At 28.7% G+C, this 20,153-nt stretch carries 21 protein-coding genes; 7 read left to right on the top strand and 14 right to left on the bottom strand.

Features of this window, described 5'->3' with window-relative positions:
* Positions 1–53 precede the first annotated feature (53 nt).
* The 5 genes from WCG23_10615 (at position 54) to WCG23_10635 (ending at position 4,466) form a co-directional block, all read left to right on the top strand.
* The gene (locus WCG23_10615) at positions 54–344 is read left to right on the top strand and encodes a hypothetical protein (GenBank protein ID MEI8390321.1); all 291 of its coding nucleotides are present in this window, start codon (positions 54–56) and stop codon (positions 342–344) included.
* Positions 345–395: 51 nt separating this feature from the next.
* Positions 396–650 (top strand): glycosyltransferase, encoded by a 255-nt coding sequence (locus WCG23_10620; protein ID MEI8390322.1) that lies wholly within the window; start codon positions 396–398, stop codon positions 648–650.
* A gap of 515 nt (positions 651–1,165) precedes the next feature.
* Positions 1,166–2,140, top strand: a complete 975-nt coding sequence (locus WCG23_10625) for a glycosyltransferase family 9 protein (protein MEI8390323.1) — start codon at positions 1,166–1,168, stop codon at positions 2,138–2,140.
* Positions 2,141–2,467: 327 nt separating this feature from the next.
* Positions 2,468–3,472, top strand: coding sequence for a glycosyltransferase family 9 protein (locus tag WCG23_10630; GenBank protein MEI8390324.1), 1,005 nt, complete (start codon positions 2,468–2,470; stop codon positions 3,470–3,472).
* A 7-nt stretch (positions 3,473–3,479) separates the two neighbouring features.
* Positions 3,480–4,466, top strand: a complete 987-nt coding sequence (locus WCG23_10635) for a glycosyltransferase family 9 protein (protein MEI8390325.1) — start codon at positions 3,480–3,482, stop codon at positions 4,464–4,466.
* Between the two features lie 27 nt (positions 4,467–4,493).
* On the opposite strand, the gene WCG23_10640 is transcribed toward WCG23_10635, so the two are convergent.
* Complete coding sequence (locus WCG23_10640; GenBank protein MEI8390326.1) at positions 4,494–5,249, bottom strand: class I SAM-dependent methyltransferase; 756 nt, start codon at positions 5,247–5,249, stop codon at positions 4,494–4,496.
* Positions 5,250–5,296: 47 nt separating this feature from the next.
* Complete coding sequence (locus WCG23_10645) at positions 5,297–5,890, bottom strand: hypothetical protein (GenBank protein ID MEI8390327.1); 594 nt, start codon at positions 5,888–5,890, stop codon at positions 5,297–5,299.
* Positions 5,891–6,172: 282 nt separating this feature from the next.
* Between WCG23_10645 and WCG23_10650 the strand changes: the two genes are divergently transcribed.
* Entirely contained in the window at positions 6,173–6,907 is a 735-nt protein-coding gene (locus WCG23_10650; protein MEI8390328.1) for a PIG-L family deacetylase, read from the top strand.
* Between the two features lie 2 nt (positions 6,908–6,909).
* Here the strand turns inward: WCG23_10650 and WCG23_10655 are convergent, their stop codons facing one another.
* The 9 genes from WCG23_10655 to WCG23_10695 form a co-directional block, all read right to left on the bottom strand.
* Positions 6,910–7,902: a glycosyltransferase family 9 protein gene (locus WCG23_10655; protein MEI8390329.1), complete on the bottom strand. Its 993-nt coding sequence runs from the start codon at positions 7,900–7,902 to the stop codon at positions 6,910–6,912.
* A 6-nt stretch (positions 7,903–7,908) separates the two neighbouring features.
* Positions 7,909–9,090: a glycosyltransferase family 4 protein gene (locus WCG23_10660; GenBank protein MEI8390330.1), complete on the bottom strand. Its 1,182-nt coding sequence runs from the start codon at positions 9,088–9,090 to the stop codon at positions 7,909–7,911.
* Positions 9,091–9,109: 19 nt separating this feature from the next.
* Positions 9,110–9,892, bottom strand: coding sequence for a glycosyltransferase family 2 protein (locus tag WCG23_10665; GenBank protein ID MEI8390331.1), 783 nt, complete (start codon positions 9,890–9,892; stop codon positions 9,110–9,112).
* Entirely contained in the window at positions 9,893–11,707 is a 1,815-nt protein-coding gene (locus WCG23_10670; GenBank protein ID MEI8390332.1) for an ABC transporter ATP-binding protein, read from the bottom strand.
* A gap of 259 nt (positions 11,708–11,966) precedes the next feature.
* Positions 11,967–12,854 carry an alpha-1,2-fucosyltransferase gene (locus tag WCG23_10675; protein MEI8390333.1) on the bottom strand — a complete coding sequence of 296 codons (888 nt, stop codon included), beginning with the start codon at positions 12,852–12,854 and terminating at the stop codon, positions 11,967–11,969.
* The gene (locus WCG23_10680) at positions 12,851–13,975 is read right to left on the bottom strand and encodes a glycosyltransferase family 1 protein (protein MEI8390334.1); all 1,125 of its coding nucleotides are present in this window, start codon (positions 13,973–13,975) and stop codon (positions 12,851–12,853) included. The genes WCG23_10675 and WCG23_10680 overlap by 4 nt, the downstream gene beginning before the upstream one ends.
* A gap of 44 nt (positions 13,976–14,019) precedes the next feature.
* A complete protein-coding gene (locus WCG23_10685) occupies positions 14,020–14,913 on the bottom strand; it encodes a glycosyltransferase family 2 protein (GenBank protein MEI8390335.1) in 894 nt (297 codons plus the stop codon).
* Complete coding sequence (locus WCG23_10690) at positions 14,906–15,994, bottom strand: DegT/DnrJ/EryC1/StrS family aminotransferase (protein MEI8390336.1); 1,089 nt, start codon at positions 15,992–15,994, stop codon at positions 14,906–14,908. Before WCG23_10690 ends, WCG23_10685 begins: the two co-directional genes overlap by 8 nt.
* A complete protein-coding gene (locus tag WCG23_10695) occupies positions 15,991–16,851 on the bottom strand; it encodes a hypothetical protein (GenBank protein MEI8390337.1) in 861 nt (286 codons plus the stop codon). The genes WCG23_10690 and WCG23_10695 overlap by 4 nt, the downstream gene beginning before the upstream one ends.
* Positions 16,852–16,979: 128 nt before the next feature.
* Between WCG23_10695 and WCG23_10700 the strand changes: the two genes are divergently transcribed.
* Entirely contained in the window at positions 16,980–17,900 is a 921-nt protein-coding gene (locus WCG23_10700; GenBank protein MEI8390338.1) for an alpha-1,2-fucosyltransferase, read from the top strand.
* A 13-nt stretch (positions 17,901–17,913) separates the two neighbouring features.
* On the opposite strand, the gene WCG23_10705 is transcribed toward WCG23_10700, so the two are convergent.
* The 3 genes from WCG23_10705 to WCG23_10715 all read right to left on the bottom strand — a co-directional run bounded on the left by WCG23_10705 (position 17,914) and on the right by WCG23_10715 (position 20,110).
* Complete coding sequence (locus WCG23_10705) at positions 17,914–18,678, bottom strand: FkbM family methyltransferase (protein MEI8390339.1); 765 nt, start codon at positions 18,676–18,678, stop codon at positions 17,914–17,916.
* A gap of 84 nt (positions 18,679–18,762) precedes the next feature.
* Positions 18,763–19,359, bottom strand: coding sequence for a hypothetical protein (locus WCG23_10710; GenBank protein MEI8390340.1), 597 nt, complete (start codon positions 19,357–19,359; stop codon positions 18,763–18,765).
* Position 19,360: 1 nt separating this feature from the next.
* Positions 19,361–20,110 (bottom strand): DUF268 domain-containing protein, encoded by a 750-nt coding sequence (locus WCG23_10715; GenBank protein ID MEI8390341.1) that lies wholly within the window; start codon positions 20,108–20,110, stop codon positions 19,361–19,363.
* Positions 20,111–20,153: the final 43 nt, after the last annotated feature.

The raw sequence follows: 20,153 nt of genomic DNA on the forward strand, positions 1-20,153 counted from the left end.
ATAAAATTCAATGACAACAAGACTTTAACTTATGCTGCGTAACTCCTGTATTAATGAAAATTAAAAAATCTTCAAATAGTATTTTTGTCTTCCCTGATAAAAATGGGGATTTTCAAAACCCGGAAGGTATGATTAATAATAAATTCAATCCTTTAGTTAAAAAAGCAGGACTGGAAAATATTAAATTTATTGACTTAAGAAATACTTATACAGTTCTTCTTTTATCTGAGAACATTTCATTTAGCTATATTAAAGAACAAGTGGGATATAGTAATTTGAATAGTTTTGAAGCGCAGTTCAAAAAATATATTCCGGAGCAAAAAAAGAATTTTTGTTTAACTTGAAGCATATTTGAGGTATTTTTATTAAAGTAGAAATAAAAATTAGGGCTTAAAATGGATGTTTCGATAATTCTGGTTAACTACAACACAAAGGACTTGACCAGAGATTGTTTAAAATCAGTTTACGAAAAGACAGAAGGTTTGGAATACGATATCTGGGTTGTGGATAATGCATCGTCTGACGGTTCACAGAATATGATTAAAGAAGAATTCCCTTATGTTAAGTTGATTGAAAGTCTTGAGAACCTTGGCTTTGGAAGTGCTAACAATATTGCAATTAAACAGTCTGATGCTGTCTATTATCAATAGGTCTGAGAGAAAGTATCGCGTAGTCTGAGAATAAGTGAATTAGTGCTCTCAAACTACTGTAAATAATGCGGAAGTGTTTAAACAAAATTCTCAAACCAAGTGATACTTTTTATCCTTAACTTTCATGTTGTTATGATAACTTATTTGTCTTTTCCCTCAGAAGTTTATGAGCAAATTATTAATTAATCAATAACAGGGACTTTTCAGGGAAATTGTTAAAATATTGCCTTTATTCAAATTTTTAAGGCACTCACCGCTTGGGTTTCAAGGCATAATTCCCTAAAAAAATAACAGGGAATTATTTTTAAAGAATAGGGAATTATTATTATAGAACAAGGAAGTTTTCTATAATAATGCTTGAAGCTGACCTTGCCTCAGAATGAATCTCAATGAAAACAAAAACTGCGGTTTGAAAATTAATCCTGTTTTTTCGTAAATTTATAAAATTCTTGCAATTGATATTATCTTCAATATAAAATTAATTCAGGTTTTATAAAAACTGAAAGTAAATTATTTTGACTGTAAAAAAAATATTAATATTACGATTCGGAGCTATCGGAGATGTTGTACACACAACAGCTCTTTTTCGGTCATTAAAAAAATATGATTCAGAAATTAAAATTCACTATGCAACATTTAAAATCCCTGCAGTCTTAATTCAAAATGATCCGGATCTTAAAAAAGTTTGGATTGTTGAAGGGAAAACTTACAAACATCTTGTTAATCTTGCAAAAGAACTGCGAAAAGAAAAATTCGATGTATTTATTAATTTACAACCGTCAATAAAAACAAATATTTTTAGCTTAATTTTAGGAGCTAAAAAAACAGTTGCTTACAAAAAAACGTTTAAACTCCACGCCGTTGAAAACTTCTGGAAAACGGCAAAGCCTGTTTTTAAGGATATTATTTTAGATAAAGAAATTAAAATCTATTTGCCGGAAGAAGCAAGTAAAAAAATACAAAGTTTAATTAAAACTGATAATAAACTTATCGGATTTAATATGGGCGTGTCTTCCGTAAGACAAGGAAGAAAATGGCCGCTGGAATATTGGTCAGAGCTTGCAGCATCTCTTGTAGCTAAATATAACTGTCAAATAGTATTAACCGGTTCTGATGAAGATGCTGAAGAAGCAAATATTCTTGAAAATTTATCTCCAAATATTACGTCTTTTTGCGGGAAATTAAGTCTTATTGAAAGCGCGGCTTTAATGCAAAGATGCAATATCTTTATATCAGGAGATACTGGACCTTTGCATATTGCTACGGCTATCGGAACTTTTACTATAGGACTATATGGTGCGGCTCCGATTTCAAGAACAGGACCTTACGGAAATCAATCATTTGCTCTTAAATCCGATTTAAAATGTATTCCTTGCAACAGGCGAAAATGCAAATTTCAGGAAACCGGCAATCAATATAATCCATGTATGCTAAACATTAAACCCGAGATGATTTTAAACCTTATGGAAAAGCATTATTTAAGCAAATAAACTTTACAAAATTCAAATCTGTTTATTTAACGATCTTTTTAGTTTATTTTGTAATTAGTATTCTATAGAAAGTAAGTAAATTCGACTCTTTATCAAAATAAAACAATAGATAAAATTCAATCTTGGCGAATCGGCACTTCAAATTTAAACATCCCGATGCTTGTTTAAATTTATTTTATTAAGATTTTGCCGATTTATAAAATCCGAAAATTAATTTAAGTTGACTCTCTAATAAAATAGATGTGTTTCTTTAAAACAATCATTATTATGTTAAGATATAGACAGTTTAAAGCTAGTTCTAAAATTATTATTAGGAAGTAAGCAATTTTGGCTCATTATCAAAATAAAAAAATAGATATAATTGTCCCATGGCGAATAGGTGATGCAATTTTAAACATCCCAATGCTTATTGCACTTAAGCAAGTTAATGAGAAATATAATGATAACAATAAAATCAGAATAATTGCTCAGCCCTTTTTGTCTGAATTATACTCACCTTTGGGTATTTTTGAATGCAAGCGTCTTACTATTTTTACAAAAATAATATCTCATTTAAAATCAGCGAATTTTGCCTTTTTTACTGAAACAATAAACATAAATTGGGGATACACGGCAAAAATAAAATATGGATTAACTAACAAACATAAAAAAATCATTAAATTTGATTACGAACTGCCTTTTATGAATATTAATAATTTCAAGGATTTTATACCAGGAGAATTAATTTCTTTTTTGCAGGATAAATTTAATTTAGGACAGTATTCAATAAGTTTATTTGGAATTTTATTGGAATTAGGTTATACGACAGAACAAATTATTGATACATTTGACTTTAGTCCTGATTCTTTGGTGCTAAATAACTTTAATGGATTTTTTCATTCGATTATGAAAGAAAAATATGTGGTTTTTTGCATGGAAGCTGCTTATGGAAAAAAAGGTGATGCGAACAGACGTTGGGATGAAAATTATTATATTGAAATAGCTAACAAATGTTTTGAGGATTTTAATCTTAAATCTGTTTTTGTTGGTGTTAATCATAATTTCAAATTACCGAATAATCCTAATTTTATTGATTTAAGAAAACAGCTTAATTTATTTCAATTAGCTCAGGTAATTAAATCTTCAGTTTATTATATCGGAAATGACACAGCTCCTCTACACATAGCCAATATTATGCAAAAACCTTCAGTAGGAACTTATTTTATGGAACACAGTCTGACAGATTTTAGTCCTATTTTTCCTGAATTAAATACAAAAGTGTACTGTCCTCAAAATATTGATGAAGTCTATGATAAATTTAAACAAAATTTTAGTACTAAAACTAAATTGTGAGTTAACAATGGGACTTCCTAAAAAAATAAACAAAATAGCTATTGTCTTTGGAGCCAAAATAGGTGACGTTGTAAACATTCAGCCTGTTTGCAGGGTTTTGAAAGAAAAATATCCTCATTCAGAGATTATTTTTGTAACATGGCCCGGAGCTGCTCAAATTGCAGGACTACTACCCGAAGTTGATTTTGTTGAAATATTTGACAATAAAGGAAAAGGCAAAAATCCTTTTATTTTCTTGCAAGATGCTTTAAAGATAGGATTAAAGCATAAAATTGATTTAGCTGTTGTAATTAACGAATCTTCTACATACAGCTTTATGGCTTTTCTTATAGGAGCAAAATATAGAGTAGGTCGGCATAAAACAGGTACTGATATTTTTCTCAATAAAAAATATACTTTAACTCAGGAAGATATTGAAGAAGCCCATATAATTCAAAATTATTTAAAAGCTCTTGAACCTTTAGATTTATATACAAATGATTACTCATTGTCTTTGAAAACTAATTTTGACCATAAAGATATTGAATATATTGACAAATTAATTGAGGAGTCAGGATATTCAGGCTATAAGCTCATTGGGTTTTCACCCAGCTCTGCTTTGGAACATAAAGACTGGATACCGCAAGAAGGAAAACGTTTAATTGATTTAATAAATCAAATCCCAGGATATAAAGTTGTTCTAACCGGCGAATTTATGGCACAGCTTTATGCTAAAGAACTGAGGAAGCTTGGTACTGAAGATTTTCTGGATTTATCACAAAAAACTACCGTTAAACAATTTGCAGTTCTTGTACGAAAGTTTGAGAAAATTGTTACGGTTGATACCGGTTCGGCACATCTGGCTTATGTTTTTAATATTCCTTCGGTTATTCTGTTTTTCAATAACTTATTTAAAATATGGGGACCCAAAAATACAAATTTACATAAAGTTATTTATAATCCCGATAGATATTCAATCAAAGCGGAAGAAATTTTAAAAGAATTAAATCTATAAAAAATAGTTAATATAAAAGAAACATATTTAGAAACTGATTTTTAATTCATGTTTAAGAATATTTTCAACATCTTGTATATTTAATCTTAAAATTGACAAATTTTTGTCAAAATCATCTTTTATATCATCGTAATTCATATTAATATATTCATTATAGATATTTTCATAATTCTTTATCAGCGTATCAGAATCAGGATTTAAATTATGTACAAGACAGACTCCTATAGGCGGAATACTTATGTTATAAATTTTCAATTCTGGTCTGTATTTTTTTAATATAAGAATTATTTTATATACGTCCCCTGTCCAAGCACCACTACTAATTTCGCGATCCGAAGAAATTTTATCAATAGGGATTGTATCGTGTATTAATATCAGTGAATTTTTGCCAGAGTTTTTTTCTGAGTTTATAAAATCTCTTAAAACAAAGTCAAATAGGTGCATTCCATCAATAAGCGACACATCAACTTTTTGATTGTCCAACTCTTTGTCTAGATGATTATTTTCAAAAAAGTCATCACTTTTAACATGAAACATTTTTACATTTTCGTTAAAAATAATTTTATCGTCTCTGAATGGATCAATTCCTATAGCTTTAGTCTTTTTATTTGCTAAATTTATGGAGCGGCCTTGCTGTACACCTATTTCAAGATAGGTTTTTGGTGTATATAAATCGTGAATTAATTTAAGGATTTGATAATGCGATAAAACGTCATCTTTTTCATTTTCAGAAGATATATATTTTTTCTTTTTTTTAAGAAATTTTTCAAAAAATTTTTTCATTGTATAAAGTATATCCTATTATTTTGATTATAATGTAATAAAAACTTTTAAAGCTTAATTCTGATTATGTCATCATAAACTTCTATATTAGCATTTGGTTTGTGAGAACAAATAAATTTCTTTAATTCTTTAATACTTGGGTAGTCTTTTTCTGTCCCAAAACATCTGGCATCATCAATTAAAATTACGTGAGAAAAATTTTCAGATGCAAAGATACTCAACAATTCTGCCATAATCGGAGTTTCTTTTTCGCCTTTTGCACAGAACGGTGCATTTGAATAATGCCCATCAAGCCAAAATAAAATTGGGTTATCAGTATTTTTTATGATTTCGGGTAAAACTTTGCTGCTGTCGCCATGATGTGTGTTTACTTTAGTTCCTGCAAATTTCTCAGTTGCCATTTCATATAATTCATCACTCAATTCAATAGTATGCAATATTTCAAAATCATTTATTAGCATAGCCGGAGTTTCGCCTTTATATATGCCTGTTTCAATAAAAACTTTTATATTGTTTTCCTTGGCATATCTTAAAATTTCGCTCCTTTTATATTCATACGATGGTGAAAATGATTCTTTGTTACAAGAAAATGGTTTTAATATTTTTTTAAATATTTTTTCAACTTCTCGTTGGATTGCCATTTTATTGCCCTTTCTTCTTTTTAAACATAGAATTTCAATATCAGTATTTAATTTTTTCATTTTTAAATTATATCATTGTTATAAATTAAGGCATATTTATGTTGAGTTATAAATCAAAAATTGGAATACTGATTTCATTATAAAAATATCTATACGATACTAGAAGTTGTTGCTATTAAGTTTTTAAATTTTTTGTTCAAAATTCTAATTTAATTTTAAGCAAATTCTTTATAAAAAACTTTTTTGCTTTATTCTGTAGAAAGTAAATGGGTCAATATAATTATGATTAATTTTAAAAAAATATATAAAGATTTTGTTATTGGAAAAAAATATCTAAAATTAGCCAATTTTTTTCATTTTGAAAAAATTGATCCTGAAGAATTAATAATTCAGCCTAAAGAAAAATGTCTTGTATTAGCTCCACATTTTGATGATGAAACTTTTGGATGTGGAGGACTTCTTCTCCGTTATCCTCAAAATGTTCATATTATTTGTCTTACAGATGGCAAATTCGGAACTGTTCAAGATGATAACGAAGAAATTGTAAATATCAGAAAAAAAGAATTTACTAGCGTTATGGAACAGGTTGGCATTAATTCATACGAATTTCTAGATATTCAAGACGGAAAACTTATTTTTAATTATGAAAAATTCAAACAAATAAATATTTCTGATTATGATTATATTTTTATTCCCAATTATTTTGAAAATCACAAAGACCATAAAGCTGTTACAAAGTTATTGCAGCAACTTTTAAAAGAAAAAAAATACAAAAAATCGCTTAAAATAGTTTCTTACGAAATATGGTCAGCTATGACAATGCCGAATTATTTTATTGATGTGACTAAAGTTATAAGAAAAAAACGAGAATTAATACAGTTATATTGTTCTCAAAATAAAAATCTGTGGTTTTTTAAAGGCATAATCTCTTTAAACGCCTATAGAGGAATGCTCGTTAATAGAGGCTGGGCTGAAATGTACACAGTTTTGGATTTAAAGACTTTTAAAAAGGTATGAAATTAAACTTTTTCAACAAGTTTAGAACAAAAATTATCAACAATATCCATTTCAGGGAATCCCAGAGTTGGCGAGTTCAAATTATTAAATATAGGATAATAATTAATTTTCATAGCTGTTTCTCTGGAATAAATTCCTAAAGAATATTTCTTCATCAAGTTAGCAAGATGAAGAGGACCTGTATCGTTTCCTAAGTATCCTTCAGAATCCTTCATAAGTTGAGCAAGTTGTAAAAAATCAAGTTTTTTTCTAAAGTCATAAATATAATTAATTTCAGGAAGACTTATTATGTTGTCAATTCCTATAAAAGCAGACTTTAGTCCGAATTTATCATATATATATTTTGAAACTTCAAAATACGATTCTTCTTTAAATCTTCTGTCTGCATCACCTTTGCTTCCGTATGCTGCTTCCATACAAATAACAACATAATTTTGAATTTCAGGCTTCCAATTTGTTATTTCTTCTTCAAAATCAAGAGAATCTTCGTTAAAATTAAAAGTTTCTATAATTTCTTCAGGAGAAAAGCCAATTTCAAGAAGCATTCCGAAAAAACTTATTGTGCATGTTGAAAAATCGAGATTATCTTTTAAATGTTTAAAAAGAGATTCGGGTATGTATTTATGCGTTTGATCTACGTACAAATAAGGCATATCATTCTGATAGCTTATTTTTTTTCCTGTAATATTTATCCCGTATGTTTTTTTAGCAAAAAAACAATGATTGTCCATGGTGGTATGCAAAAATATTGCTTTGTTTGACGGATTAAAAATTGTTCTTAATTTTTGAATATTAGAAAATTGCTTAATTTCAAATAAATTAAGTTTTTTAAGGATTTCAGTTAAAACACTAGTCGAAAATACAGTTATTTTTAATTTTTTTTCAGGAAATTTTTCAACTAATTGTTTTAAACACAATAAAGCCGGAAGCCCTAAAAGGCAATCACCGATGCGCGACGGGAGAATTATATCAATTGTTTCAGACTTGTTGTTCATTTGTATTTATATTGCTTTCTTTTGGGGTAGTTCGTTGAAATTACTTTCTAATTCCAAAAATGTATGACTCCATGTATGTTTTTTTGCTGTTTCATATGCATTAATAATACATTCATTAATTTTACCTTGATTCTTCAGAATATATACCATTTTTTTAGCTAAATTGCTTGAAGCATTTTTGTTTATATCAAAAACAAACCCGTCAACTCCGTCTTTAATTATTTCAGAAACTCCTGAGCAGGAACTTACAATACAAGGAATTTTATTTATCATAGCTTCCAATGCAACCAGCCCGAAAGCTTCTTCATGTGACGGCATAACAAGACAATCTATTTTTTTATAAAAATCCCTCATATCATTTTGAAAAGAAATAAATTCGACTTCATTAGTAATATTAAAAACTTTTAATAAAATATTAAACCATCTCATTTTAGAGCCGGAATTATTTCTTAAAATTATATATGCTTTAAACTTGCACCCTTTTTGCTTAACTTTTCTTAGTGCTCTTAAGAATAAAAGCCCGCCTTTTCTTTTAAAAAATGTTGCCGATATTCCAAAAGTAAATGTATCATTACTTTCGTGCTTTTCAATTTCGTCAGAAGGTTCTATACCGGGATATATTACACTGATTCTATTTTCGGGAATATTAAAATTACTTACATAATCTTCTTTTAATCTGTTTGATACAACAAATATTTTTCTGTGATCCTGTGTTATCCATTTTTCTTCGCAATTTGCATCTTGAATCATTTTAGGTTTGTATTTTTTGTAGTAAAGTTTCAAAAAGAAATTTTTATTCTTAAATCTTTTATTAATAAGCGAGTGAACCTGTAAAAGAGTCATATCGATTTTGGGAGCGATTCCGTCTGTTATTGCAAAATCATATTGTCTTTCATTAAGCATCATTTGGATTTTGTCATAATAGGCTTCCGCTTGTTGCGGTATTGAAAGGTCAGAACCGTCATCACATAAAATTATTTCATTAATGCCGATAATGTTTTTAATTCTTACTAAATTTGTATAATCAGGATTTATTTTATTGTTATTAATATCTAATTCGTTACAATAAACATCAACTAAATAATTATTGTTGATAAATTCATTAATAATTTTGTATACAAATTTTTCACTGCCTGCATAAAAAGATTTATCTTGAAATAATCTGACAATAAAAGCTATCTTTTTCATTCAAAATTTTAAAACTCCGCTAATTCAGTTTATTGTTTTTATTATATTCCCATATCTTAACAATAATAAGAAATCTATACAAGAAACCCCTGACTAAAGCAAGGATGAAACCGTGCATTCCGTCCTTATAACCGCCCTGCCTGAAATACATTCTTAAAAAAACACCAAACGGTTTGAATAATAAACTTGGAATCGAAAATTCATAATAGGAATCAATCCATTTTTTTACTTCAAAATCTGTATAAATATTGGTTTTATTAACCAAATCACTTATCGAATCACATTGATAGTGGAGCATTGCCAAATCTTCATTTTCTGAGGGAATTTCATATATTTGCCCGTCTACTTTCGGAAAAAGATGAATCTCGTTTTTCCAGCTTACGCACCCTCTTTTAAAAAAACGTATTTGTCTGTCTACAGCCCAATCACCTTTTACAAATTTTCCAAAGAACCAATTTTTTCGAGGAATTGCGGCTGTTGTGTATTGAAAATTATTTTTTTCCTGCTCTTTTGCAAAGTTTTTCAGAAAGTCTACAAGTTTTACAGGAACAATTTCATCTGCATCAACTACAAATATCCAATCTCCTGAAGCTTGAGAAATTGCAAAATTTCGTGCTGGTTCAACATAGCCGATTTTTTCATGATAAACAATTTTACAACCGAATTTTTGAGCTATTTCGATTGTTTTATCAGTACTGTACATATCGCATAAGACAATTTCATCAAAGTTTTTAAATGAGTCTAAGCATTCTTCCAAATATTTTTCAGCATTCAGCGTATTTATTACTACACTTATTGTCATTTACACTTCCTGTAACTCTGCAAGGTTTTCCGATTGTTCTTCTTTGAATTTAAACTGAGCATTATAGAGCGAACTGTAAGCTCCGCTATTATTACATATAAGTTCATCATGTGAACCAATTTCAACAATTTCTCCATTATTGACTACCGCAATTCTAGTTGCATTTTGAATTGTCGAAAGTCTATGAGCTATTACAATAACAGTTCTGTTTTCCATAAGTTTATCTAATGCTTTTTGAACTATAGCTTCTGATTTATTATCAAGTGCAGAAGTTGCTTCATCTAGAATTACAACCGGTGCATTTTTAACCATGGCTCTTGCGATTGCAAGCCGCTGTTTTTGTCCTCCGGAGAGTCTTACTCCTCTTTCACCAATTTCGGTGTTTAAGCCTTCAGGCAATGAAGCTATAAATTCATCAAGGAATGAGCCTTTTAATGCATTTTGAATTTCTTCATCAGTTGCATCAAATTTCCCTAAAAGAATATTATCTTTGATTGAACCCGTAAACAGAAAATTATCCTGAAAAACTATAGCTATGTTTTGTCTTAAACTTTCCAGTTCTATATCTCTTATATCAATTCCGTCGATTTTTATAGAGCCTTGTTTGATATCATAAAAACGAGGTATAAGGTTAGCTAAAGTTGTTTTGCCTCCGCCGGAATTTCCCACAAGAGCAAGTGACTCACCAATTTTTATTTCTAAATTTATTCCTTTTAAAATCGGTGCATTTTCTTCATATTCAAACCATACATTTTCAAATTGCACAGAGTCTTTTATAGTAGGAATTTTAATTGATTGCGGATGATTTTTAATTGAGGGTTCAAGATCAAAAAGTTCTACAACTCTGTTCATTGCAACAAAACTTCCTTGCATCCCGGTCATTGTATTACCAAGTGTTCTCACGGGCTTATAAAAAAGGATCAAAGCCATTATAAAAGCAAAAAAGCTTCCGAGCGTTATAGCTTTACTTGATATTAAATAACCACCAAGCCATAAACTTGATGAAAGTCCTATAGATCCAATCACTATCATTGTCGGTGAAATCCACCCTTGTCTTTTCGTAAGCCACATGCCCAGATTAAAAGATTGAATAAGCTGATCCATAAATTTTTCAAATTGATATTTTTGTAGATTAAAAGAATTTATTATTCTATTTCCATTAAATGTTTCATAAAAGTTTGTATTTACGCTGCTTCCTATTTCCATTCCTTCATGTGAAACACGTCGGACATGCTTTTTTATGAGGTTTACAGGTAAAAATGAACATAAAAGGATAATTATCGCAAATATTGAAAGTTGCCAGGACATATAAACTAATACTCCGACAAGTGCAATTGATGAGCAAACAGTAGAAGTCAGATCTTTAAGATTAGTTATTATTCCGCTGCACGCACCACTCGGATCGCTTAAAAATCTTGCCATAACGAGTCCTGACGAGTTTTTATCATAAAATGCAGGTTCAAAAAGAAGAAGTTTTTTAAATAGATATTGTTGCAGTCCTATAGTTATTTTTTTACCGGTCCAGTCATTCAAATAGTTATTTAAGTACATTAATACTCCTTGCAAAATACCAATGCCGATTACAGCAAAACCGCCCCAGAAAAAAACAGCTCTGATAAGCTCAGGATGTTTAGTTATTATGTCGAAAAAATATTTAATTCCCAGAGCAGGTGCACCATCTAGAAGCCCTACCGGAATTGCTATTAAAATTCCAAGTATTCCTCTGAATAAATAGGGTTTAACAAAAGGCCACATTCTTTTGTACAAATAGACATAGTCAAAAGATTTATCATTATTAATTTCGCTTAATTTCATTCCTACCTCATAATTTTATTTTTTTCATTTGTTTTAATCTTTGTTTATCTTACCGAAAAAATTAAAGATAATAAACTTTATTTTATTTATACCGCATCAATAATGAATTTGGGATTTAAAAAAATTATTATAATGCGGTATGCGTAAGCAGAGAGCGTTTTTCTGGAAAATCCGGCTTAGCAGGTTTTCTTGAAAATAAACTCGTTTATGTATACTGTCCCTGAATATACTCAAAGAAGGCTTTTTGCACGGATAAAAATTAAAATTTTATCCAGTTATCAGGAACTAAATCTTTATCATCAAATATGTTTAATTTAAACCAATTCTTTGGGGATATTACAATTTTATTATGGTTATGTCCCAGCCAAGCTCCCCACCAGCTGAATGATGAATTGGCTGTTATGTGATGGTTGCATAAGCTCATAAGTCTCAAATCTTCATATCCGGTATTTTCATTATTACCATCAACTGTCGTATAGGATGAATTGATTTTCAGGTGCTTTTTTACCCACTCAATTTCATCAGAAAATAAGAAAAAATGAGGATCTTCAGTATTGCTCTCAATATATTCTATTGCTTTTTGATAATATTCAAGCGAACACAGCCCTAGATTATCCATTGCCCATTGATTTGTGATATAGTCTCCACGTCTGACATGCAAGCTTACAGAGTTAACTGATTTTATATGATTAGAAAACTGTAAATTTTTACCCTGTAAAGGCTCTGTTAGAGTAAATTCTTTTTTTATTATCATTCTAATGTCTTTAAAAAACTTTTCTGACTGAAAAAGTCCTTCCAGAAATACGTTATCAGGCAATTTCATATATTCAGGTATGAATGAAACGCCATCATCAAGTATATAACTTTTGTCAGGCAACATTTTAACAGGTCTATTTTTAAGCTTATACTTTATAAAGCTTAAAATCTCATTATGCTTGGGCTTTAACTTCTTTAATAATTTAATTTCGTCTTCTGTCGCTATGTTTTCAATAATATCAAAATGGTTAAGCTCGTAATCTCTGTGATAATTGGTATAATAAGAAAGATCAAGTTTCAAGTCGGTATTATTTATATGTGCAAGATGTCTTGCAAAAGCATATATAAACATTTGATTGCCTAATCCGCCTCTTAATTTAGCAATAATCATAAAGTTATAACCTTTTCATAAACGGACATTGTTTTTAATGCTGTTTTTTCCCAAGAAAAATCATTGGCTCTTTTTAAGCCTTTTTCTATCATTGAACATTTTAGTTCTTCATCGTAAACAACTTTTCGAACTGTTTCTAAGATAGATTTAGAATTTCTGGGGTCAAAGTATTCACAAGCATTAAGTCCTATTTCAGGCAAAGAGCTTATATTGCCGGCAATAACAGGGCATGACGCTCCAAATGCTTCCAGGATAGGGAATCCGAACCCTTCATAAAGACTGGGGAAAACAAAACAAACGGCGTTTTGATATAAGTATAAAAGTTCATTATCTGTTGATCTATGATAAACAATACTCTTATTAATTCCCAAATAGTTGAATAATTTAAACTCTTCACTTGAGATAGCGGCACTACCGGTTATAAAAAGGTTTAAACTTTCATCTTGCTTCAATAAATCTGCGATTGATTCAATAAAAAAGTTGAAATTCTTATATAAATTGCGATTGCCGACATAAAGAATATATCTCTTCGGCATATCAATCAATGGTTTATTGCTTTCTTCAAAACGATCAAACGGGTTTCCGTGATAGATCACTTCTATTTTATCAGGATTGATATCAGGATAAAATTTTAAAATATCTGTTTTCGTGTTTTCAGATACTGCAATAATTGCATCAGCTCTATAAGCACACATTTTTTTATACTTTGCACCCTGTGTCGGATCGTCTTTAAAGTCTTCGCTGAATATTTCTTGAATCATATCATGAATTGTTATTACCAATTTTTTGTCATCTATTAAATCAATATAATAATCTTGATAAAAAGTCGGATGAAATACATCATGTTTTTTCGAGCAAATAGCTTGTTTTACAAGAAATTGGTTTAGTTTTCTGAGATTTTTCCTTATTTCTCCAATTTTCAATAAGCCGCTTTTTTTAAATCTTTTAACCCAGGGTGCAATATCAGTATCTTTTAAATACTCATTTTCACTGTATAAAATAGGGAAATCAAAATCTAAAGATTTATTTTGAGTATAATAAGTCATTAGCTCAAAGAAATATCTTGGAACTCCGCCATAATTTTGGTTTATAAAGATTATATTGTCGTAAAGTATTTTCATAATTTTTAATTTTTCTTATTTTAAATAATATTCCGAAGTTATATTTATAAGTATTGCAACCTAATTTGATTCCTAATTTTTTTTGAAGGAATAAAAATAAATAACATCTTAATCAATGAAGAAATAATTTTAAACCTTACTGTATTTTGGTACAAATTTTTCTCTTCGTTGATCTCTTTTTGAACATTTTTAACTAATTTATCAATAAATTCTGTATTTTTCATTGTATTAGTTGAATGCCAACGATAGGAAAATAGAACTTTATTGATAAATTTTATTTTATAGTGTTTTGCTATTTGCAAATTCAGATACCAGTCATCAAGAGTATTTTCTTTATATCCTCCTGCTTTGATTATAGCTTCTTTTCTCATTATATAACCGTTAGGAATATAATTACCTCTAGTTAGACTTTTATATGAACCAAAGTTATTGGAATTAAAATCAATATCAGGACGATCATTCTTTAAAAATTCGACAAAATTTTTGTATTCAGCTTCTTCTAAAGTCTTCACTATATTTCTTTGCTTATCCCAATACACAACTTGATTGTTTTCATCGATTATTTCATTGTTTCCGACAACCATTCCATATTTAGGTTTATTTTTAATAAAATTATATAAAGTTTCTAGAGCATCAGGTTTTGCTATGTCATCAGAGGCAATTAAATATATGTATTTGCCGTTTGCTGTTTCTATTAATTGATTTAATGTTTTAATATAACCCAAATTCTCTCTATTGAAATGCTCATATCTAACAAACCTTTCTTTACATTTATCAGCAAGATTTGTAATTTTATCATTTGTACTGTCTGTTGAACCATCATTAATTATAATTAGTTCAATATTTTTAAAAGATTGTAAGATTATTGAATTAATAGTATATTCAACAAACTTTTCGTGATTATAAGCTGGTATAATTACTGAAATCAAATCATTCATAGTTATTAATTGCCTCAACAATTTTAAGAGTTTCAGTTTTATTCATAACAGAACTTATTGGCAAGCTTATAATTTCATTATGAATTTTTTCAGTTACAGGAAAGGATTCTTTGTTCAATTCAGCATATGCCAATTGTTTATGAGGCGATATAGGGTAATGAATCATAGTCTCAATACCATTATCTAACAAATATTGCTTAAATTTAGATCTATTTTCTGTCCTTACAACAAATAAATGCCAAACATTTGATTCTTTATATTGGACTATTGGTAAAATTATTTTTGAATTAGTAATATTTTGTAGATAAAATTCAGCAATTTCTCTTCTTTTTTGATTATCTTTATCTAAGTATCTTAATTTTACATTTAAAATTGCAGCCTGTATTTCATCAAGTCTTGAATTAATGCCTTTATAAAGATTTTCATATTTTTTATGTGATCCATAGTTTCTTAATGCTCTTAACTTCTCCGCCAAAATATCATCATCAGTGGTTATAGCTCCTCCATCTCCCAAGCAGCCAAGATTTTTTCCGGGATAAAAACTAAATCCTGAAGCATCCGAGAGATTACCTGATCTTTTACCTTGATAAATCGCCCCATGTGCTTGTGCAGAATCTTCTATAACTTTTAAATTATACTTTTTAGCAATCTCATTAATTCTGTCCATTTGAGCACACTGACCGTAAAGATGAACTGCCATAATGGCTTTAGTTCGCTTTGTAATATTTTTTTCAATTAATTCAGGATTAATATTATAAGTTTCAATATCAGGCTCAACCAAAACAGGAATAAGGTTATTTTGTGATATTGATAAAATTGAAGCTATATATGTATTTGCAGGAACGATTATTTCGTCACCCTCGTGAAATCCATATGCTTTTATAATCAATGTCAGGGCATCCAGTCCGTTTGCAACACCTATGCAATGCTTTGTACCGCAATAGTTCGCAAATTCTTTTTCAAAAGACTCAACTGATTTACCTAAAATATACCATCCTGAATCGATGACGTTACTAATAGCTTCGTCAATTTCTTTTCTATATTGTGCATTTATTTTATGTAAATCTAAAAATTTAATCAATTTTTACCTACTAATTTTTCAAAAAAGTGTTTTACTTTGCAATATTGCGATGTTTTGTAACTCAATGGTTTGTTTGTAATTAGAAAATACTTTGAACCAACATGAATTATTTTATTTTTAAGTTTCGAAATGGCAGGAATATCCAACCTATAGCCATCCAAGTATTTCTGATGAAGAGTTTCAGGATCAGTACTTGCTGATGTATCAAAATGATTAGGATGTGTATCTTGAACTCTGTTAACTGTTATTACAATACTTTTTCCGTTTTTATAAGAAGCGAGGTGCTCTCTTTTTATAAATTTATCAAGATTTATTGCAATATCGCCTTCCAGATAATTAGGATTTTTTAAATCTAATGAAGAATCAGAAATAATTTCTAAAACATCATTTTTTCTATAAATTGTTGAATCCAGCTCCCAAGGATAATTCCAATGAGGTGCCGTTGTATTTTTCCAGTTCCACTCAAGACAATCAGTATTTTCAATAAATTTTTCAGGCAGCGGAATAATGTTTTTACCCAATCTTAAACTAAAACCAAAAATGTCATTGTTGTTTGACAGTGTTTTAATTATCGTACCTATATTGAATTCTGACTTAAAAATAACATCATCGCAGCCGAACATAATAAAATCTTTTGAATCAGAAACCGCTTTCTTTAAATCTTCAAAAAAGTTATTTTCTTTTACCCAGTTTATATCGGGAAAAGAACTTATTACTTTGTCATAGCTTATTTTCTCACTATCTCTGTATAAAACAGTAATATTTTTAGCACTTATTTCAGAAAAATAAAGTAAACTTTCTAAATATCCGTGAAGCTGTAATGTTCTGTCTTTTGAAAAAACTATTATTGATAACATGTTTTTATTCCTTATTTGATAAGATTAGTTTATCAAAAATAGAGATAAAATATACTCCATGTTAATTATTAATTATTCTTGTTGTACAATAATAGCTAAAGATTTTAAAGAAAAAGAGATTTTATAATATGATTATAATTGAAATTTATGGAGGGTTAGGTAATCAATTTTTTCAATATTCTTTTGCGAAAAATTTTGCAATAAAAAATAATTTAGAACTAAAGATTGATTGTTTAACTAATTATAATAATGAGACTTCTATTCTGGAATTTGGATTAAAATATTTTAATATCGATGATAAACTGGCTACGATAGACGATATAAGAAAAGTTAAATATAATAATCCGAATATATTTAATAAAATAAAATATAAATTAAGAAATAAAGAATTGCCGGGTAAGGCATATAAAATATCCCCTCACTGTTTCCATGAAGATCCTGATAATAATAATTTAATCGAATATTTTGATAATTTAAAAATTAAGAAACAAGCTTATATTAGTGGTTTTTTTCAATCTCAAAAATATTTTATAGAAATTGCAGATATAATAAAACAAAATTTAATATTAAAAGACTCTGCGGCAGGTGCTAATTTGGAAATGTTAAATAGAATCAAATCTTCTAATTCTATTAGTTTGCATATTAGAAGAACTGATTATTTGAACAAAGAAACTCTTTATTTATGGGGTAATATTTGTACTGATGAATATTATAAAAATGCTATTAAATATATTAGCCAAAAAGTTGATAATCCTACTTTTTTTGTTTTTTCAGATGATATAGAATATTGCAAAAATAATATAAATCCGGGATTTGAAACGGTTTTTGTAGATATAAATAACGATATAACTGCTCATGAAGATATGAGACTAATGAGTAATTGCAAGCATAATATAATAGCTAATAGTACTTTTAGCTGGTGGGGGACTTGGTTAAACTCTAACCCTAATAAAATAGTGGTTTCGCCGCCAATTTGGTTTAATGACGGACAAGAATATCATAAAAAAATTGGCATCCTTTGTGATGATTGGATAAAAATATCCAAATAAAACGGGAATCTTTTTAATATACATTTTTGTCTTTAAAAATTGCATTACAATGATTTTTGAATTTTAATTCATAATTTTTTTCATTTAAATATTCAATTATTTCATCGCCGCCTTTATCTATTTCGACAATAACAACTGTGGGTCTAAATTTTGCCCAGTTGTTGCTTTTTAATACTATTAAGTCGATTCCTTCTGTGTCTACAGATAAAAAATCAATTTTTTTATCTGTAGCATAAGTACTGATCAAATTTTCTAAGGAAAGTGTAGAAACTTTGATTACTTCTACTAATTTATATCCTTCAGCAACAAAATCATCAGCAGTTTGTTTATCAAATGTTGACAATACATCAGGATTTATTCTATAGAAATCAAATTCGCCTTTTTCTTGAGCAATGCCAATATTTAGATTGATATCCTTTTTGCGTTCCGCACATAAACGATTATACACCAGTACATTAGGTTCTACATTTATACCAGTCCATCCTTTTCTATAAAAACGGATAGTATTACTCAATTCCACAGGATCATTTGCACCAATATCTACATAAAAACCATTTTCTTTATATTTTAATAATTTATCTATTATCAAATCTTCTTGGAATTGCGAGTGTGAATTCCTAAAGAGTTTATTAAAATTAGTCCAGATATAAGAAGTAGGATGTAGCCAAAAAAGCGGATATAGTGAATGTCTTACTTCATCTCGTATAAATGCAAAAGGTCTTCTTGTAAATTGCCTTAATTTTTTATTTTTTATTTTATTTGTAATTGAAAAATTCATTGTAAATCCTATTATCCAACTGTTTTATAAAAGTATATTATAAATATTAATAATTCTAAATAATTTATAACGTCTAGTTTAAATTTAAATAATGATTCTTATTATGTCATTTTTTACTTGAAATTTGGCTTTTTTCCAAGTTTTCATTACAAAAGCCTTAAGTTCATTAATCTCAGGATAATCAGGAAAATTTCCGAAACATCTTGAATCATCAATTAATATAAGCGAATTTTTTATTTGGTAATCACGGATAGCACATAATTCTTCTAAAATTGGGGTTTCCTTCTTTCCCTTAGCCGTAATATCTCCGGAATAATGTCCATCAAGCCAGAAAATAATATTTTGTTTATTGATTGAGTCTAAAAGTTGAGGCAAAATATCTGAACTATCGCCTTGTAAAAGATGAATATTAGGATAATCCATAAAACGTTTTTTGGCAGTATTATATAATTCTTCTGAGAGTTCAATAGAATAAATGTTTTGAATACTATCCTTAACTCCCCATGTCGTATCACCAAGATATGTTCCTGTTTCTACAAGAGTTGAACAGTTATAATCAGTTGCATAATCAATTATAATTTGAATTTTATCTTGAGGGGTTGCAATAGTATTATCTTCTTTGAATTTATTCAGTGTTCTTTCTATTTGTTTTTTAGTTCTATTTAGTATTTGTTTTATCATTTTATATTTCCTTTTCAAACCAAAAGCATCCGCATCCATAATCATCAGAAAATGAATCTTCTCTTGTTGCATTATTTATATATTCATTTTCTGACATTTGCGATTTAATATAAGAAAAATCTATTAATTTAAAATCCTTAAAATATTCAATAATCATGTCATATGTATATATTCTATGAGCATTAAATTGTAATTTGCTCTTTTTCCCGACAGGAACAACAAATAAAAGATTTCCGCTTTTTGCTAAAACCCTTTTTAGCTCTGAAACAGCTTTTAGATCTCCATCAGGATCAATTTTATCCCCATATCGCCCTAATCCTACATGTTCTACTGTATGCATACAAGATAATGATTGTATACTTTCATCTTTAAATTGCAAATTCGTTAAATCAGCTTGCAAACATTTAAGGTTATCAATTTTTAAATTGGCTGGTCTATAATCATAAAACTCTACAGGAATAAATGCTGAAACCATTGTGCTAAAGGCTAATTTTGATGATATATCGATATGTTTTACAGGCTTTGTTTTAGCTAATATTCTTGCAGCCCAAGCTGGATGATACTCATAATGGGTATCATAACCTGTTATATTAGTCGCATCATCATAACATGGATAAAAGTCCTCTTCCCTTATATCAAAGCGTTCTCTTGTATTTAGCTGCTTGAATTGATGAATGCATTTATTAAACCATTCTTTTTGGGGATCGATTATTTCTTTTCGTTTTATTTTGAATATTTTCTTAGAGGTCATCTGAAAAGTTTTTCATTTAGTTAACCGTCTTAGCATTAAATGT

Source organism: bacterium, from assembly GCA_037147175.1.
Classification (GTDB): domain Bacteria; phylum Cyanobacteriota; class Vampirovibrionia; order Gastranaerophilales; family UBA9971; genus UBA9971.

Bases quoted from the DNA above. Each gene is read 5' to 3' on its own strand.
- WCG23_10660 (MEI8390330.1), bottom strand. From the start codon at position 9,090: ATGAAAAAGATAGCTTTTATTGTCAGATTATTTCAAGATAAATCTTTT.
- WCG23_10700 (MEI8390338.1), top strand. From the start codon at position 16,980: ATGATTATAATTGAAATTTATGGAGGGTTAGGTAATCAATTTTTTCAA.
- WCG23_10615 (MEI8390321.1), top strand. From the start codon at position 54: ATGAAAATTAAAAAATCTTCAAATAGTATTTTTGTCTTCCCTGATAAA.
- WCG23_10710 (MEI8390340.1), bottom strand. From the start codon at position 19,359: ATGATAAAACAAATACTAAATAGAACTAAAAAACAAATAGAAAGAACA.
- WCG23_10645 (MEI8390327.1), bottom strand. From the start codon at position 5,890: ATGGCAATCCAACGAGAAGTTGAAAAAATATTTAAAAAAATATTAAAA.
- WCG23_10635 (MEI8390325.1), top strand. From the start codon at position 3,480: ATGGGACTTCCTAAAAAAATAAACAAAATAGCTATTGTCTTTGGAGCC.
- WCG23_10695 (MEI8390337.1), bottom strand. From the start codon at position 16,851: ATGTTATCAATAATAGTTTTTTCAAAAGACAGAACATTACAGCTTCAC.
- WCG23_10665 (MEI8390331.1), bottom strand. From the start codon at position 9,892: ATGACAATAAGTGTAGTAATAAATACGCTGAATGCTGAAAAATATTTG.
- WCG23_10655 (MEI8390329.1), bottom strand. From the start codon at position 7,902: ATGAACAACAAGTCTGAAACAATTGATATAATTCTCCCGTCGCGCATC.
- WCG23_10705 (MEI8390339.1), bottom strand. From the start codon at position 18,678: ATGAATTTTTCAATTACAAATAAAATAAAAAATAAAAAATTAAGGCAA.
- WCG23_10675 (MEI8390333.1), bottom strand. From the start codon at position 12,854: ATGATTATTGCTAAATTAAGAGGCGGATTAGGCAATCAAATGTTTATA.
- WCG23_10680 (MEI8390334.1), bottom strand. From the start codon at position 13,975: ATGAAAATACTTTACGACAATATAATCTTTATAAACCAAAATTATGGC.
- WCG23_10620 (MEI8390322.1), top strand. From the start codon at position 396: ATGGATGTTTCGATAATTCTGGTTAACTACAACACAAAGGACTTGACC.
- WCG23_10670 (MEI8390332.1), bottom strand. From the start codon at position 11,707: ATGAAATTAAGCGAAATTAATAATGATAAATCTTTTGACTATGTCTAT.
- WCG23_10650 (MEI8390328.1), top strand. From the start codon at position 6,173: ATGATTAATTTTAAAAAAATATATAAAGATTTTGTTATTGGAAAAAAA.
- WCG23_10640 (MEI8390326.1), bottom strand. From the start codon at position 5,249: ATGAAAAAATTTTTTGAAAAATTTCTTAAAAAAAAGAAAAAATATATA.
- WCG23_10715 (MEI8390341.1), bottom strand. From the start codon at position 20,110: ATGACCTCTAAGAAAATATTCAAAATAAAACGAAAAGAAATAATCGAT.
- WCG23_10685 (MEI8390335.1), bottom strand. From the start codon at position 14,913: ATGAATGATTTGATTTCAGTAATTATACCAGCTTATAATCACGAAAAG.